Source organism: Phyllobacterium sp. YR531 (assembly GCF_000282595.1).
Classification (GTDB): Bacteria; Pseudomonadota; Alphaproteobacteria; order Rhizobiales; family Rhizobiaceae; genus Phyllobacterium.
Map to the genome: position 1 here is coordinate 1 of NZ_AKIZ01000036.1, position 16,227 is coordinate 16,227.

A 16,227-nucleotide genomic window follows, 5' to 3' on the forward strand; every position below is an offset into this window, starting at 1 on the left:
GCTCACCATGAGGAAGGTGGTGTTCGGCAGGGAGACTGATCTCGAACAATGGCCATGCAACCCGCTCACTTTCCTCATGGTGAGCGTCCTGAGCTTGTCGAAGGGCGAACCACGCACGACACTATTGCCGTCACCTGCCACCCTCCTGACAGAAGGTTGTCAGGAGCCATGCGCTATAACCCACCCAACACAGGGGATGGCCATGGACGGATCACCGCATATTACCGGCAGTGCAACGGATTTTGATTTCCTCGTTGGCGATTGGAAAATCCGCAATCTTCGGCTGAAGGAACGATTTGTCGGCTGCCATATCTGGGATGAGTTTCACGCCACTTCCACCGTGCGCAAGCTTCTCAACGACACCGCCAATCTTGAAGAAATGGATATGCCCTCCCAAGGCTTTTCCGGCATAACCCTGCGGCTGTTCAACCCGCGCGATGGATCATGGTCGTTGCACTGGGCTGACAGCCGCAGCAACTATCTGTTTCCGCCTGTCATCGGCCATTTTGAGGGTGGCAAAGGCGTGTTCTACGGCAACGACACCGATAATGGCACGCCGGTGCGTGTGCGTTTCCTATGGACCCCCTCGCCCAAATCTCCACTTTGGGAGCAGGCCTTTTCCAAGGATGGCGGCGAAACATGGGAAACCAATTGGGTGATGGAGTTCAGCCACGTGTAGCCTCACACGGCAACCCTACTTATCTAATTCGAGACGGACCCGCCGCCAGAGCGCCTGTTGATAGCTATCGCCGCGATGCCACGCATAGTGTTCTTCGGTGACAGCCCTCTCTTCGCAATCGGGGCCATATTCAATGACAAGCTGTCTCGCCATGCGGGCAATTTCAGCCTGTGGGACAAATCGCGGCTTTATGAACTGCTCCCAGATATGAAACAGCAAGGTGCCCCAAATCGGGGCCGTGCAAATGCAAATGAGAGACCAATTCAAAATGACAATTAACATGCAGATATCTCCACAATTTGGCGACTATTAATCGCCATATTGTAGATCGACCTGTGGTTTTTGCCAGAACAAATTGTTCCCATGGAATCATTTGCATTAAACCTCAAATCGCGAACCAAAGAACTTGGTATCAGCCAAGCAGATGTTGCTCGCCGAGCCGGGTTAAGCGAACGACGCTATAGCAATTATGTAACTGGCCGACGCGAACCCGATCTGGCAACACTCGTAAGAATAGCAGTGGTCTTGCAAACAACGCCCGACAAACTGCTATCGCTCGGCACCGACGATCCGGATTCCGAACCCCTTGCACAGCAGAGAATTCGCGCTGCAATCAGCGTGCTTTCAGCGGAAGATTTGGAGCGGGTCGCCATCATGGTCGAGGCGTTGGCGGACAAACGCCACACCAGCCCGGAGTGAGTATCCAAGCTTATTGCAGTAACGAAATGCGTGGTTCGACAAGCTCACCATGAGGAAGGTTTGCTATTTGCACGAGCCGCGCTGCGTTATGCTGACGGGAGGTCAACGTGCGGCTTACCACCTTCCTCATGGTGAGCTTGTCGAACCACGCACAACAGCACTGCCATCAAGACAGATCAGCGGCGGGTCATCTCGCGGGCAATGCGGCTGAAATCCGCCTGCTTGATGCCGATATCGGCACGGTCTGCGGCGCTCATGCTGTTAAGCAAAGCCAGCGCATTGCGATAATCCGCATCATTACGGCGACGCCCGCGTGTGGCAAAATCAAAGATAAAACTCATGGCCCGATCCTATGGCGATGTTTGGTTCGTTATAGGATATGCGCAGAGGGTCGGATATTGCAGTGCAATATTGGCATAGGAGATATGTTTAATTTAGAAATCAGAAAAATTAGAATGTAACTTCGGTTAAGATAACACACCAAATTCGCTGTCTATCCAGTTAGAGATTTCTCTGAATGACTCCTTGGTCTGATTTAAATCTGCGTTGTTCTTTTCATTTAGTAGTTGTTGAAAAAGAAGCGAATAGTGCTTCTTTTGAATTGTTTTCACCCCAAACATACGTCTAACAGCTTCTTTCACATCATCCTTATACACGGCTTCAAAAGATTTTCCTCTCAGTCCTGAAGAAATATCCCCCAGCGTTACAACCTGATTCTCAGTTAGCAAGTATTCCTCAATATACCTTTTCTTGCCTTCCCGGCCCGCATTATCATCATCGAGAATGATACGGAACTCCACTCCCCATCCTCGAAAAAGGCTGATCAAGGAGCCTATGCTACCGGCACCATTTGCCGGGAACATTTCGGGACTATCTTGAGAACAAGAAAGGTCACGACGCAAGTAAACAAATGGATGGTAATCGAACTTTCCTTCAATAATTAGGGCGCGAGCCGATCTTATCAGGGGGCTAAAGGGTATATCTAACGCATCAAGAACCGGCTGAAAGTATGTGGTTTTTGTGGGGTAAGAACCAACAAAGGTCTTGTATTTGACTGCCTTAATATCGGTTTCGCGCTTCATAACCATATCTATTTGGTCTTCATTTTCATAATTTGTCGCTTTATTTTCGACAATGTAGGCTCTTTCCAGCCAAGTCGGGTTGATCATATAGTGAGAATGAGTTGAGTAAATTACTTGAACGGAACCGCCCGCAATACCGGCGAAACTTTCAAGAAGTTTTATTTGTGCCTTTGAGTGAAGATTGGCAGCAGGTTCATCAAATAAGAAAATCGTAGCGCCACCATCTTTCCGATTGCGGCGAAATTGTGTGAAAAGCAAAAATGAAAAAAACCAACGAAACCCCAATGAACATTCGGAAAGCGAGTACTTGGACTGACCGTCAATAATTGACACCTCAAGATAAGGTGCATTGTTACGTTCGGTGTCCAAAAGCCAGTCGATTTGAACACGTTTCCCAGTAACATTCCTACCAAGTATCTGATTCCACGAACCAAAGATTACCCTGCTCATTTCGGTCGAGGCCTGTTGAAGAACCGCATCAATTTGCTTTTTCTCATCGCGGCCAAATAGGTACGGCATAAAAGTTGCAGCTACCGAATGATGCTCTTTTGAACGATTGATCCGATCAATTATGTGTTTTTGAATAGTTAAGTCTTTGCCTTGACTGTCTAACACGTCTTGGATGACTTGCGTGTAATACGCACTAGTCTTTTCTTCATTCGTCTCCCCAGAGTTTTCAATGTATATTCTGTCGGGAAAATCAAAAAGGAACGTTGGGAAGTAAATAATCTTCGGTATACGCTCACCCAAAAATTGAATTCCGACCCTCCAGATCTCTACATCATTCTTTTCATCCGTTACGAACCCACCAAAACTTTTATACTTCTTATTTCCTTTTTTCTTCAGCAAGAATTTTATTCGCCAGAGCTTGCTGGAATCCTTAAAACTACTATCTTGAAACTCGTAGTCGCGAGTTACAGCGAATTTTCTCGGGATCGCATCCTTATCGATTATAAACCCTTCCTTAGATAGAAATTCTTCCGCAAGTGCCTCTATATCACTATCGTCAATCTCAACCGTAGCTTCAATCTTAATATGGCCAGTAAAGGCGGACTTTTGTTCTTTCGGAATAATGTTCTGTAATGAAGTCTTTTTATAAACTGTTTCAACCAGATTGGCTGTAATCTTATCCTCCGTCACGAAATGGGACAGAGCCTCTAGAATTGTTGTTTTGCCGCTCTCATTCAGTCCGACTAAAGTTGTAACGTTACCGGGGGTGCCATTACTTAAATCAATCGAAGTATGGGCTATACCCTTGAAGTTTCTTATATCAAACTTGACAATTCTCACGTTTTTCTCCGGAAAAGAATATACCCCCATAGAACAACCATAATACTCATTATGTAAATATATAAGTATCATTTACGAGTACAATTATAGCTTGCCCGAGCAAGAATAATTTTGCTCTCCGTGCAAATTATCCCACCCATTCCTCCTGCTCGACCGTCAGAGGTTTGATCCCTGGGGTGGCAGGTTCGGGGCGTTGCGGGTCGATGATGACCGGCGCAGGTGCAGGGCGCGGTGTACTGGTGGTGCATGCAGAGGCGCTGCACAGTACAAGCCCGCAGAGAAGAAACCCGGATAATAGGCGTGGAAGCCTGTGTGCGAGCAAAGCGGCGCGCATAGCACGCAGATAACGGGGAGCCGCTATCCGGCTTTGTCTGGCGCAGCGTGTTCCCGACAATGCGGTTCCACCATCAGCCACAATTTTAGTTATCGCTCATCTTCAGCGCCTGAATGAAGGCTTCCTGCGGAATTTCGACCTTGCCGAACTGCCGCATGCGCTTCTTGCCTTCCTTCTGCTTTTCCAGAAGCTTGCGCTTGCGCGAGACGTCGCCGCCATAGCACTTTGCCGTCACGTCCTTACGCAGGGCCGAGATGGTTTCGCGCGCGATCACCGTGCCGCCAATGGCTGCCTGAATCGGGATCTTGAACATGTGCTTGGGGATAAGGTCCTTCAGCTTTTCGCAAAGGTCACGCCCGCGCTTTTCAGCAGCGGCGCGGTGTACCATCATCGACAGCGCATCCACAGGCTCGCCATTCACCAGCACGGACATCTTGACCAGATTGCCTTCGCGGTAATCCGACAGGTGATAATCGAACGAGGCATAGCCCTGGCTGATCGATTTCAGGCGGTCGTAGAAATCGAACACGACTTCGTTGAGCGGCAGGTCGTAGGTGACCATAGCGCGCTTGCCGACATAGTTGAGATCGATCTGGATGCCGCGGCGGTCCTGACACAGTTTGAGGATCGAGCCGAGATAATCATCGGGGGTGAGGATGGTTGCCCTGATCCAAGGCTCCTCGATGGTGGCGATCTTCATCACTTCCGGCATGTCGGCAGGGTTGTGCAACTCGCGCTGCGTGCCGTCGGTCATGTTGAGCTTGTAGACAACGCTTGGCGCGGTGGCGATGAGATCGAGATTGAACTCGCGCTCAAGCCGTTCCTGAATGATTTCCAGATGCAGCAGCCCGAGGAAGCCGCAACGGAAGCCGAAGCCCAGCGCGGCAGAGCTTTCCATCTCGAACGAGAACGACGCATCATTGAGGCGCAGGCGGCCCATGGCAGCGCGCAGATCTTCGAAATCCGCCGCATCGACGGGGAAGAGGCCACAGAACACCACAGGTTGCGCAGGCTTGAAGCCCGGCAGGATGGTATCGGTCGGCCGCTTGTCTTCGGTGATGGTATCGCCGACGCGGGTGTCGGCGACTTCCTTGATCGACGCAGTGATAAAGCCGAATTCGCCCGGCCCCAACTCATCGACAGCGACCATCTTCGGCGTGAACACGCCGGTGCGCTCGACCGGATATTTCGCGCCAGTGCCCATCATGCGGATGGTCTGGCCCTTCTTGAGCACGCCATCAATGATGCGCACAAGCACGATGACGCCGAGATAGGTATCGTACCAGCTGTCAACCAGCATGGCCTTCAGCGGCTTGGTGCGATCACCTTCGCGCGGCGGCGGCAACTGCTTGACGATGGCTTCCAGCACATCCGGAATGCCAAGGCCGGTCTTGGCCGAAATCAGCACAGCCTCGCTGGCATCAATGCCGATGACGTCTTCCACCTGCTCGCGGATACGCTCGGGCTCGGCGGCGGGAAGATCGACCTTGTTCAGCACCACAACGATTTCGTGGTTGTTGTCGATAGCCTGATAGACATTGGCCAGCGTCTGCGCCTCGACGCCCTGAGAGGCATCGACCACCAGCAGCGAGCCTTCGCAGGCCGACAGCGAACGCGACACCTCATAGGCAAAGTCGACATGGCCGGGCGTGTCGATCAGGTTGAGGACATAGGTCTCGCCATCATTGGCCTTGTAGTGCAGCCGGACAGTCTGCGCCTTGATGGTGATGCCGCGCTCGCGCTCGATATCCATCGAGTCGAGCACCTGCTCCTTCATGTCGCGAAGCTCCAGTCCGCCGGTCGATTGGATCAGGCGGTCGGCAAGGGTGGATTTGCCATGGTCGATATGCGCGACGATGGAGAAATTACGAATGTGATCTAGTGGAGTGCTCATGCGCGCCACATAGAGCATTTTCAGGCGATTTGGAAGGGCGACGGCAGAGCAGCGTGATATTCATCGCGAATAATTTTACCCGGGTATATTGACGCACACATTTTACCCGGGTAAATCCATACTCAAGTTTCAGCGATGGATGGAAATCATGGACAAAGTAACAGCCTTTCAGGGCAACAGAAAAATCATCGACGGAACGCCAGCGGAAGTGGCCCTTACGGTCAAGCGACTGGAAGATAATGGCGAGACGATCCTCATATTCGACAATATGACGGGCAGACAGACAGAATTTGACCTGCGCGGTAGCGATGCGGAAATCTTGGCGCGGCTGGACAATAGTGAACCGCGCAAGCCGGGCCGCCCAAAGCTTGGCGTGACGGCACGCGAGGTGACGCTATTGCCGCGACACTGGGACTGGCTGGCAGAGCAACCGGGCGGCGCTTCCGTTACGTTGCGCAAACTGGTGGATGCGGCGCGGACAGCGAATGGCGGACGCGAACAGAAGCGGCAGGCGCAGGAAAGCGCCGACCGTTTCATGCTGGCAATGGCGGGCAATCAGCCGCATTATGAAGATGCGACGCGCGCGCTTTATGCGGGAAACTACCAGCGCTTCATCGAACTGACCGACGGCTGGCCGCAGGATATCCGCGACCATGCCCGGCATTTGAGTGAACCGGCGTTCGACTGGCCGGATTGAGCACCAATATTATACCTTAGACGGATCCCCGGCTTTCTGGCACGGACTTTGCAACGTTGTTTTTGTTATTCCGCGAGCGGCACCCCCGTTTTTACAGGGTCACCTCGCGGAAGCCATCAATATTTTGCGTGTTTTCAGGCGCTATTGCCACGCCAGGAGTATTTGAATGACGAAACGGATAAAACGATCTGCACTAAATTTGTGCGTAGCAACGATACTGACTGCTTTTTTAGCAGGCTGCAAAGACAAAGAGGATACGGCCGTCGAGGCAGTTTCAACGTTTTCAACGGTAGTGGCAGAAGCGGTTGTCACGCCTCCTGTCTCAACAGGCAGTTCGGAAGAGCCTGTGATTGGAACTGTAACCGTCGTTCCTGGCACAAGATCTGCAGTGACGCCGCAACCCGTCCCCAACACGCAGACATCTGTTCCTGCGGTCACAACTACAGTGCCGACGGCTCCGACAAACAATAACACTCAAACAGAGGCTCGCACAGCAGAGCCGCACACAGGAACCTTTCCTCAAACTATCGTAACGGAACCTGCAGCACCAACTTCAACCAAAAGTACCAGCAATCCAACCCCGCTTGTTGAGTCTCAAAGCACTGCCACGATAACCGTGCCCAAGGACAATATTGCAGCCACAGACCCGCTCCTCATAATCAATGGCGGCAAGCTGACTGCAAACAAGCAGGATGGCGCGCCAGTGCTAGCTGCAGAAACGGTAAAGGCCACGCGTTTTATCACAACCGCTCCCGATACAATTGAAGACCCAACATTCTGGTCCTCACCAGCTTACGAGTATAATCTGGGCAACCTCATTGCCACCGTAGGCGTTGATTCCACCAGTTTCGCCAAGAGCAACGTTATTATTACTCCTATCAGGGGTTGGCTACGCTATCCTCTCCAGTCCGTCTCCCCAATTACCCCCAATCAATATCCCCTTATTGTATTCTTACACGGACAGCATGATCCATACGTCACCAACTTTCACGGATATGATTACCTTGCTGAGAACCTTGCATCACACGGATATATTGTACTTTCAATTGACGCAAATGCAGTAAATGGCGAGCTAGTAACTGCTCCAGGTTACCATGGCGGGGATTCATCAAGTGAGTCTCGCGCCCAACTTGTGTTGGGAACCTTGGATCGCTTAAAGCAAATTAATGAACACGGACAAGTCGACAAAAACGGCAATCCGGGCGCCTTAAACATACTCCGCGGTAAAATCGATTTTGATCATATCGGTATTATGGGCCACTCACGCGGAGGCCAAGGAATAGCCAACACAATCAAGTTCAATAAAAGTCGGCGCGGTGCAAGCTACGCAGGCTTAGTTACTGCATTGTTGTTTGACCCAGACCGCTTCAGCACTGAGTATCCTGATCTTGGCGACAGCTTTGCAGCGGCAACCACTACTACAAAAGCAAGCCTGGATGAGCCAAAATTCGCGGCGGCCATTAATAAGTACAATATTTTTTATGCCGAAGGCGGTGGCGTGGCTTCACCTTATGATTTCAAGGCTGCCTTTTTGCTGGCACCTACAGATTTCGGAGGCAATACAGATCTGAATAACGTTCCTCTGGGTGTCTTACTACCCACCTGCGATGGCGACATGCTCAACCTTCAGGGAGCGGTTTCTTTTGATCATAACAGATACGGCGGGAAAGGCGACAAAGCACCCCGCTATCAAATAACTGTCCATGGCTCAAATCATAACTTCTATAATACGATCTGGGCTCAGGATGATTTCCGTCTAGGTAAAGGGCCGGATCACTGCTTGACAAACAGATACGATTCAATCCGGGTAGCTGCAGATGACCAGCGCCGTGACGGCTTATTCCTGATCAACTCGTTTATGCGCTATCATGTGGGTGGGGAAGAAAAATTCGCAAGCTGGTGGAAGGGCATGGCAAGACTGCCGGATGCAGCCTGCCCATTTGGACGTGGCCCGTGCGATGAACGCGTTGCACTGACAATCCAGAAGAATGAAAGCCAGCGAAAGCCGATCCAATATTTTACAATGGCAAACAGCGATAAAGTTAACTTGCTAGGCGGCGCGGTCACTTATTCCGGGTTCGACAAGACTGCCACATGTGAAATGCCCAGTGGGGCGATGACAGCCGGTATTTGCTCACGCTCCCGCATCTCGGATTTTGAGTTTGAGCCCTGGGGTGGTTCCGGCTTACGATCCATAGCAGAACACGCCGAGCTATCGTGGACCAAAGCCGGTGCAACCATTACGAACGATCTACTTGGCACTTCGGCGGACTCACATGATACATTGAGCTTCCGTTTAGCAGTTGTGCGTCCGATGGGGCAGGAAGTTTTGGTAACACTTACCGACAGTGCCGGTAAGGAAGCAACGATTGAAGCCAGTGAATTCAGCGGTGCAGTTTACAATGCGCCAAGGACGAAAGCCGAAGGGCGCCCCTTGATCGATGACCCGATCGACAAGCCTTACTCAAGCGGTCAGACAAAAATGCTGCTCAACATGGTGGCGATACCGCTCAAGGCTTTTGTGGGCGTGGACACAACGCAACTGAAAGAACTCAAACTGACTTTCCCGAAAGAGAGTGGCAAAGTTGCTCTTGCGGATATCCAGTTCCAGACATTTGGGCGGGATAAGTTTGGGCCTCGATTGGTCGCTGCCAAAAAATAACAACAGCAAAGCATAAGGTTGTCTACAAGCGTCCGGCTCTGAAACATTTCAGAGCCGGACTTTTTTGATGCTATTGTCTTAATTACACTCCGATCTTGCCACCGCCCTTTTTGGTGATTGCGACCACCGCCGGGCGGACAGGCATATCATCTTTGAAGTCCGGCCAGCGAGTCGACAGGTCTTCGTAGTAAGATGGACGACCAAAGCCTTCCCAATCTTCGCCGCCGTCTCCCGGATGCTGAACAGCAACCATCATGGTTGCCATATCAGGCAGCATCAGCGGACCGCACATTTCAGCGCCGACCGGCACACGGAAGAATAGTTTTGATGTGGCGCGGGCAGCGCCTTCCGTATCCACGGCCCAAAGTCCATCCGTACGCCCTGTGTCCTTGGGCGAATTACCGTCGGTGGAAACCCACAGCCGTCCGTCCGCATCGACCGCGCAATTGTCCGGCATACCGAACCAGCCATTTTTGGTCGTATCCGTGGAAAATGATGCGCCAACATCCGCGACAGCAGGATCGCCGCACTTGAGCAATATTTCCCATTTGCCTTTGGTCGCGGCAAAATTGCCGTCCTCTTCGGCAATCTCGACAATATGGCCAAACGCGTTCTTAGCGCGCGGATTGGCAGCATCAACCTGATCATCCTTGCGCTTGGTGTTGTTGGTCAACATGACATAGACCTTACCATTCACACCGTTTGGCCCAATATCCTCGGGGCGGTCCATCTTGGTTGCCCCAAGCAGGTCCCCGGCGCGGCGCGTCTCGATAAGAACATCAGCCTGGCTGTGAAAACCGTTGGCTTCCGTCAGAGGCCCCTCACCAAATACGACCGGCAGCCAAGCAATGGTGCCGTCCACGTCAAATTTGGCCACGTAAAGCGTGCCCTCATCAAGAAGGTCAAGATTTGCGGCGCGGTCATCAGGATTGAATTTCCCGGCAGTGACGAACTTGTAAACATAGTCGAAACGCTCATCGTCGCCGAGATAGAAAACAACGCGACCATCTTTGGCAACAATGGAATCGGCACCTTCATGCTTGAAGCGGCCAAGCGCAGTGCGCTTCTTCGGGATTGAATTGGGATCGTTTACATCGATTTCAACAACCCAGCCAAACCGGTTGGCTTCATTCGGATCCTTGGAGACATCGAAGCGATCATGAAAATTGCCCCAATCATAAACGCCCTCTGGTATTCCCATGCGCTTGTAATTGGCCGCTTCCTTGCTGTCTTCCGGGAGTTTTCCAAGGAAGTAGCCGTGAATGTTTTCTTCACCCGAAACATAGGTGCCCCAAGGAGTAACACCGCCGGAGCAGTTATTGATCATGCCGAAGACCTTTGTGCCTGAACTGTCGGCATTCGTTTTGACACGATCATGACCGGCAACGGGTCCGGACAACTGCATTTGCGTATTGGCAGTAATGCGGCGATTGAGTTTGCCGTCCTTGACGACCTGCCATTTGCCCTCGGTCTTGCGTATCTCCACCACGCTACCACCATGAGCAGCCATTTCGATATCAACACGGTTTTTGTCTGCAGGGGAGACTTCAATCTTGCCGTCCGCCACCTTGACGATACCGGGGAACATCAAATGTTCATTCGTGTATTCGTGATTGACGACCAGCAGCCCATGTTCCGAGGAACCGTCTAGCGGAATGTAGCCGACGTAATCATTATTATAGCCAAACTGCTTGGCCTGAGATTCCGGCGTCTGGTTTCTTGGATCAAATTCCGGCGAATCCGCGAAAATTCCGTCACCCCAACGCAAAAGCACATCTGCATCATAACCAGCAGCCACGTGATGCTTTTCATCAATACCAACTTCCACTTCTTCAAAGCTGAAGGCGGATTTGGTTTCAGCCCGCGCATCGTCTGCCAGCATCAACGCCATGGGGCTGACAGTTGCGGCGATGGCAGATACGGCCAGAGAGCCTTTCAGAAAGCCGCGGCGTGAGAAACGAGCCGCAATGAGTTCACCCATTGTAGGATTGTCCGTCGGATTGTGACCCGGACCTTCATTTTCCTCAAGCTGACTTGTTCTGAAAACGGGAGTTTGATCATTCATGTCGGACCTCTGGCTATCTGGCTGGGTTGCGGATTAGAACCGTTCCAGAATGGCTAGAAGTTAAGCGTAACAAACTGATGACAAAAGTGCAGCTTTTACCCACTTGCAACGATGGTCTAAGTAGCTGCGATCAACTTGGCATAAGAGTCCAGATCGACATTGCCACCCGATAGAACCACGGCAACGGTCTTTCCCTCAATATTCACTTCGCCGGATTCAAGTGCAGCAAGGCCGACTGAGCCGCCGGGCTCAACCACCAGCTTCAGATAACTGGCGGCGGCGCGCATGGCGCTGCGAACGGCGGCATCCGGAACGGCAATACCACCAGCAAGATTTTGCCTGTTGATAGGAAATGTCAGATCACCCGGTTGGGCGGTAAGAATGGCATCACAGATTGAACGATGCCCCGCTTCGTTGCTCAGAATGTGCCCTGCAACCAGCGAACGGCGCAGATCATCAAAGTTTTCAGGCTCTACACCCCAAATGCGTGTTTGCGGCGAGCGCGCCTTTACCGCAATTGAGACACCACTGATGAGACCACCGCCACCGCTGGGAACAAAAACATCATCAAGGACTATTCCCCGTTCCTTGGCCTCGTCAGCAAGTTCGAGACCAATCGTGCCCTGCCCCGCAATAATGGATGGATCATCATAAGGTGGCACCAAGACCATGCCGCGTTCTTCTATGAAGGGTGCTGCGATCACATCGCGGCTTTCCGTGTAACGATCAAAGAACACCACTTCCGCACCATAGGCCCGCGTATTGTCGATCTTTACCTGCGGTGCATCTTTTGGCATGACAATGACAGCTTTGATGCCGAATATGCGAGCCGAGCTTGCAACACCCTGCGCGTGATTTCCGGAGGAAAACGCCACGATGCCCCGCTTTCGCTCTTCTGCGGTGAACTGGGTGATACGATTATATGCGCCGCGAAACTTGAATGATCCGGTTCGTTGCAGGCATTCCGGCTTGAACAGAATTCGTGCCTTGTAGCGGTCGTTGAGAATCTCCGATTCCATCAAACGTGTCGGCACAAGTTGGCCCGACAATCGCCGCGCAGCAGCCTCGATATCGGCAATCCCTGCGGCAAAATCCTGATGATCCATGAGTCCGTCTCCTGCAATCCAGATATCCAGTCGATAGCATTCTACAATGCCGCAGACATCCAAATCATTGTCATCGTATCAATCCACCTAAGGAGTAGATTTGGCACGCTTCTCCAGAAATTCCGGCAATTCCGCAATCGATCCGAGAATGGCATCGCTGAGATGGGCAAGATCGTCCAACGTGCTGTTTCCGGATAAAACGCCGATTGCCAGACCCGCCCCGGCAGCATGGGCCATTTCCAGATCATGGGAGTTATCGCCCACCATGGCAACAGATTCGACCGGCAGGCCCGTTTTCGACGCAAAAAGATGCAGTTGGTCAGCATGCGGTTTTGCACGGGCCACAGAGTCATAGCCAATCATGACCGCGAACAGGGATGAAAGCCCCAATGCCTCAGCCGTAGCACGCGCACCCGCCTCTGAATCATTGGTCGCAATGCCAAGGACGAAACCTTGCGCGACCAGCAATTCTAGCGTTGCGTGCAGTCCATCGACGCCAACGGCGCGCCGGGAACCTTCCTGCACGGTATAATTGTCGTAGTCGCGAATTCGTTCGCGTTTTTCTTCCAAAGTCAGTTCCGGATGCCATAGATCGACGACATCATTGATCGTTCCGGCGGCCACAACCGAGCCTCCCCGGAACTTTTGCATTTCCCAATCATATCCCCCGGCCTCAACCAAAGCTTTCGCTCTTGTCTCATCTCCTTTGGCGGCCATTTGCGCCAGTTCCATGGTAATGCCGAACCAGGTTTTGTTGAAATCGACAAGCGTACCATCCTTGTCGAACAGAATGCCACGTATCTCGCCAGACTGCACCGTACGCATCAGGATTCCAGCGAGCCCGGCTTGGCGTTTTCCGAGCGTCTGCTACCGAGCAGTTTCAGCAAGTCGTCGCCCCGGCGGGTATAACGATGGCCGCGACGGGTGAGTATCCGGCCGGCCTGCGGCGCTGTCAGTGTTATATCTCCGGTCGGATCGCCGGGAATGGTCACAACGGTAACAAGCTTGTCGCCTGCCTTTACTTCCGCTCCGATATCAACATGGAAGAGGATCATGCCGCCCAGCGGTGCACGGATCATCTCAACATTTTCAAGTGGCGTAACAGGACCACTGAAATCAACTGTCAGCGTGACATTCGTATCTATGATCACACCGCGATGAACGAGGAACTTGTAGAGGCCTTCCGCATCCGATTTTCCGGTATCAATGTTTACATCACCGAGGCCACGAAATTCCACAGTGGTGACTGCTCGGTCTTTCTGCCCGGCTTTTGGCAGTTGCAGCACAGGGTGCGCGCAGGCCTCTTCGAATGCCGCATCGGCAGTGCTGTCCCATGAAAGGATGGCTGTTGAGCCGAGGGCAGAAGCAAGATCATACATTTCCGGTAGGAAAACCTGGTGGATATAGAGGTAGCTTTCGCTCTCATCGTCACAATGCAGGTCAAGAACAATCTCATGCGGAAGTGCGAGGCGCAGAAGCTGGGCTTTCAAGCGTTCAGCAAGCGGCTTCGACCCATCAATGGTTGGCAGCGATGAAGTATCAAAATTCTCCAGCAGCGGGAAAGAACGGTTGAAGTTTGTGCTGGAGAAAAACTCGAAGCGGCCAAGATGCTGATGAGCGAGCCATTGCCCGGAAGCAATGGGATTGGCCTGCGGAACAACTGTAATGTTACCGGCGATACGACCTTCTTTGGCGGCCTGCTCAAGCATTGGAACAAGGAAATGCAGTGCAGCCTGACCGGGCAATTCCGAACCGTGCAGCGAGGATTGCAGATAAGCAGTTTTTGCCTGGCTGTCCTTGCCCTCAAAACGCAACACGCGCAGTTCGATGCTGTTGCCCGGTACATCACCGGCCAGCTGTATTGTCTCGGTCTTCATCCTGTTATTCCTACCTATTGGCCGTTTCTTGTAAGTCTATCTTTATTTGGCGCGGCGCTTGCGCAGGTGCGCGACAAGTCCTTGCGTGGACGCGTCTTTGTCCTTTGCGCTCGCTTCGCCTGAGACGACAGGAAGAAGCTCGGTTGCCAGTTCCTTGCCCAGTTCAACGCCCCATTGATCAAACGCATTGATCCCGTAGAGCTGCGCTTCAACAAAAACGCGGTGTTCATAAAGCGCTATGAGGCGACCAAGCGTATAGGGATCAAGCTTGTCGTGGATGATCGTTATCGAAGGACGGTTGCCGGTGAATACGCGATGTGGCGCTATACGATTGACCTCTGACTTCGGCAAATTCTTGGCAGTCAATTGTGCCTTCGCCTCTTCCAGTGTGCGACCCTTCATCAATGCTTCCGACTGGGCCAGGCAATTTGCCAGCAACATCTGATGCTGGTTGTCCAGATCAGATTCATGACCATTGGCAGCTACGATAAACTCTACAGGGATTGTGTCGGTGCCCTGATGCAGCAGCTGGAAGAAAGCATGCTGGCCATTGGTCCCGGGCTCGCCCCAGACGACAGGTCCTGTCGGGCCCGATACGGGTTTGCCATAAACCGTGACGCCCTTGCCGTTCGACTCCATGTCCAGCTGCTGCAGATAGGCAGGCAGGCGCGCGAGACGCTGATCATAGGGGATCACAGCTCGGCTGGTATATCCGGAAATTGCACGATGCCAATACCCCACAAGGCCAAGCATCATTGGCAGGTTCTTTGAGAGCGCAGCCTTGCGGAAATGCTCGTCCATAGCATGTGCACCATCGAGGAACCGGCCGAAATCGTCCGGGCCGATGGCAATCATCAATGGCAGGCCAATGGCGGACCAGATGGAATACCGACCGCCAACCCAATCCCAGAAACCAAAAATGCGATCGGCAGGAATGCCGAAGGCATCGACCTTTTCCAAAGCGGTTGAGACTGCTGCGAAATGCTTGCCCACAGCCTTTTCGCCCAGCGCGTCGGCAATCCATTTGCGGGCAGCTTTGGCGTTGGTGATTGTTTCGATCGTCGTGAATGTCTTGGAAGCGATGATGAAAAGGGTTGTCGCCGGATCCAGCCGCGCCAAAGTGTCAGCAATATCAGCACCATCCACATTGGAAACAAAATGTGCCCGCGGTCCATCATGATATGGCGACAAGGCCAGCGTTGCCATGGCAGGTCCGAGGTCGGAGCCACCAATTCCTATATTGACGATATCCGTGATTGGTTTGTTTTTTGCGCCTTTGATTTCACCGGAACGAATACCGTTTGCGAAGGCTGCCATACGATCAAGCACGTCCTTGATACCGGGCATGACGTCCTGCCCATCGACCTTGACGGCCTTGCCTGAGCGATTGCGCAATGCGACATGGAGGACCGCGCGCCCTTCCGTATTGTTGATCGGCTCCCCTGCAAACATTGCCGTACGACGGCCTTCAACATTCGCCGCTTTGGCCAAATCAGCAAGGAGCGCAAGCGTTTCGTCATTGATGTGACATTTGGACCAGTCAAGCAAGAGATCATCAAGGCTCAAGGAATAACGGGAATATCGCTTTTTATCCTCGGCAAATACCTCGCGCATATTTTTGGGCGCACCGTTTTTCCAATGGGCTTTCAATGCCTGAACCGAACGCTTGATGCTGTTCGTTTGCTCTGACGCCATAGTCTGTCTCCTGAAATGATGGTCTTGTGCAAAATGTGGAGCGAACCTGCCACTAGAATGGCTTCAGTTCAATCGACCAACGGTGGAATATCTTGGCTTTCCGCGATAAGTGACTGATATGCTGTAAATGCGGCAATGAATCGGGAG

The 16,227-nt window shown here is 52.3% G+C and carries 14 protein-coding genes; 4 read left to right on the plus strand and 10 right to left on the minus strand.

All coding sequences use genetic code 11. The annotated features are described in order from the left end of the window. Positions 1-679, plus strand: a 679-nt coding sequence (locus PMI41_RS19395; protein WP_008127701.1) for a hypothetical protein, incomplete at its 5' end; no start/stop codon positions are given. Between the two features lie 15 nt (positions 680-694). Here PMI41_RS19395 and PMI41_RS19400 read toward each other — a convergent pair. Next, positions 695-961 (minus strand): hypothetical protein, encoded by a 267-nt coding sequence (locus PMI41_RS19400; protein ID WP_008127702.1) that lies wholly within the window; start codon positions 959-961, stop codon positions 695-697. Positions 962-1,042: 81 nt separating this feature from the next. On the opposite strand from PMI41_RS19400, the gene PMI41_RS19405 reads away from it, so the two are divergent. Next, positions 1,043-1,378: a helix-turn-helix transcriptional regulator gene (locus PMI41_RS19405; RefSeq protein WP_008127703.1), complete on the plus strand. Its 336-nt coding sequence runs from the start codon at positions 1,043-1,045 to the stop codon at positions 1,376-1,378. 176 nt (positions 1,379-1,554) lie between these two features. Here PMI41_RS19405 and PMI41_RS25295 read toward each other — a convergent pair whose 3' ends face one another. The 4 genes from PMI41_RS25295 to lepA all read right to left on the minus strand — a co-directional run bounded on the left by PMI41_RS25295 (position 1,555) and on the right by lepA (position 5,978). After that, positions 1,555-1,719 (minus strand): hypothetical protein, encoded by a 165-nt coding sequence (locus PMI41_RS25295; protein ID WP_008127704.1) that lies wholly within the window; start codon positions 1,717-1,719, stop codon positions 1,555-1,557. A 126-nt stretch (positions 1,720-1,845) separates the two neighbouring features. Then, positions 1,846-3,750 carry an AAA family ATPase gene (locus tag PMI41_RS19410; protein WP_008127706.1) on the minus strand — a complete coding sequence of 635 codons (1,905 nt, stop codon included), beginning with the start codon at positions 3,748-3,750 and terminating at the stop codon, positions 1,846-1,848. 127 nt (positions 3,751-3,877) lie between these two features. Then, entirely contained in the window at positions 3,878-4,144 is a 267-nt protein-coding gene (locus tag PMI41_RS25115) for a hypothetical protein (RefSeq protein WP_157179447.1), read from the minus strand. Between the two features lie 25 nt (positions 4,145-4,169). Next, a complete protein-coding gene (gene lepA / locus PMI41_RS19415) occupies positions 4,170-5,978 on the minus strand; it encodes a translation elongation factor 4 (RefSeq protein WP_040856027.1) in 1,809 nt (602 codons plus the stop codon). A gap of 148 nt (positions 5,979-6,126) precedes the next feature. Between lepA and PMI41_RS19420 the strand changes: the two genes are divergently transcribed. Together PMI41_RS19420 and PMI41_RS19425 are read left to right on the plus strand one after the other, a co-directional pair. Next, on the plus strand, positions 6,127-6,675 hold the full coding sequence (locus tag PMI41_RS19420; RefSeq protein ID WP_008127708.1) for a DUF2239 family protein: 549 nt from the start codon (positions 6,127-6,129) through the stop codon (positions 6,673-6,675). Positions 6,676-6,841: 166 nt separating this feature from the next. Continuing rightward, positions 6,842-9,337 carry a hypothetical protein gene (locus PMI41_RS19425; protein ID WP_008127709.1) on the plus strand — a complete coding sequence of 832 codons (2,496 nt, stop codon included), beginning with the start codon at positions 6,842-6,844 and terminating at the stop codon, positions 9,335-9,337. Between the two features lie 82 nt (positions 9,338-9,419). Here the strand turns inward: PMI41_RS19425 and PMI41_RS19430 are convergent, their stop codons facing one another. From PMI41_RS19430 to pgi, 5 genes are all read right to left on the minus strand, one after another. Beyond that, entirely contained in the window at positions 9,420-11,402 is a 1,983-nt protein-coding gene (locus PMI41_RS19430; protein WP_008127710.1) for a PhoX family phosphatase, read from the minus strand. A 116-nt stretch (positions 11,403-11,518) separates the two neighbouring features. Then, positions 11,519-12,508: a threonine/serine dehydratase gene (locus PMI41_RS19435; protein ID WP_008127711.1), complete on the minus strand. Its 990-nt coding sequence runs from the start codon at positions 12,506-12,508 to the stop codon at positions 11,519-11,521. An 87-nt stretch (positions 12,509-12,595) separates the two neighbouring features. Next, positions 12,596-13,333 (minus strand): HAD family hydrolase, encoded by a 738-nt coding sequence (locus PMI41_RS19440; protein WP_008127713.1) that lies wholly within the window; start codon positions 13,331-13,333, stop codon positions 12,596-12,598. After that, positions 13,333-14,385 (minus strand): succinylglutamate desuccinylase/aspartoacylase family protein, encoded by a 1,053-nt coding sequence (locus PMI41_RS19445; RefSeq protein ID WP_008127714.1) that lies wholly within the window; start codon positions 14,383-14,385, stop codon positions 13,333-13,335. Before PMI41_RS19445 ends, PMI41_RS19440 begins: the two co-directional genes overlap by 1 nt. Before the next feature lie 42 nt (positions 14,386-14,427). Beyond that, positions 14,428-16,080 (minus strand): glucose-6-phosphate isomerase, encoded by a 1,653-nt coding sequence (gene pgi, locus PMI41_RS19450; protein ID WP_008127718.1) that lies wholly within the window; start codon positions 16,078-16,080, stop codon positions 14,428-14,430. Positions 16,081-16,227: the final 147 nt, after the last annotated feature.

Coding starts and splice junctions, on each gene's coding strand:
- PMI41_RS19400 (WP_008127702.1), bottom strand. CDS start 961: ATGTTAATTGTCATTTTGAATTGGTCTCTCATTTGCATTTGCACGGCC.
- PMI41_RS19405 (WP_008127703.1), top strand. CDS start 1,043: ATGGAATCATTTGCATTAAACCTCAAATCGCGAACCAAAGAACTTGGT.
- PMI41_RS25295 (WP_008127704.1), bottom strand. CDS start 1,719: ATGAGTTTTATCTTTGATTTTGCCACACGCGGGCGTCGCCGTAATGAT.
- lepA (WP_040856027.1), bottom strand. CDS start 5,978: ATGAGCACTCCACTAGATCACATTCGTAATTTCTCCATCGTCGCGCAT.
- PMI41_RS19420 (WP_008127708.1), top strand. CDS start 6,127: ATGGACAAAGTAACAGCCTTTCAGGGCAACAGAAAAATCATCGACGGA.
- PMI41_RS19425 (WP_008127709.1), top strand. CDS start 6,842: ATGACGAAACGGATAAAACGATCTGCACTAAATTTGTGCGTAGCAACG.
- PMI41_RS19430 (WP_008127710.1), bottom strand. CDS start 11,402: ATGAATGATCAAACTCCCGTTTTCAGAACAAGTCAGCTTGAGGAAAAT.
- PMI41_RS19435 (WP_008127711.1), bottom strand. CDS start 12,508: ATGGATCATCAGGATTTTGCCGCAGGGATTGCCGATATCGAGGCTGCT.
- PMI41_RS19440 (WP_008127713.1), bottom strand. CDS start 13,333: ATGCGTACGGTGCAGTCTGGCGAGATACGTGGCATTCTGTTCGACAAG.
- PMI41_RS19445 (WP_008127714.1), bottom strand. CDS start 14,385: ATGAAGACCGAGACAATACAGCTGGCCGGTGATGTACCGGGCAACAGC.
- pgi (WP_008127718.1), bottom strand. CDS start 16,080: ATGGCGTCAGAGCAAACGAACAGCATCAAGCGTTCGGTTCAGGCATTG.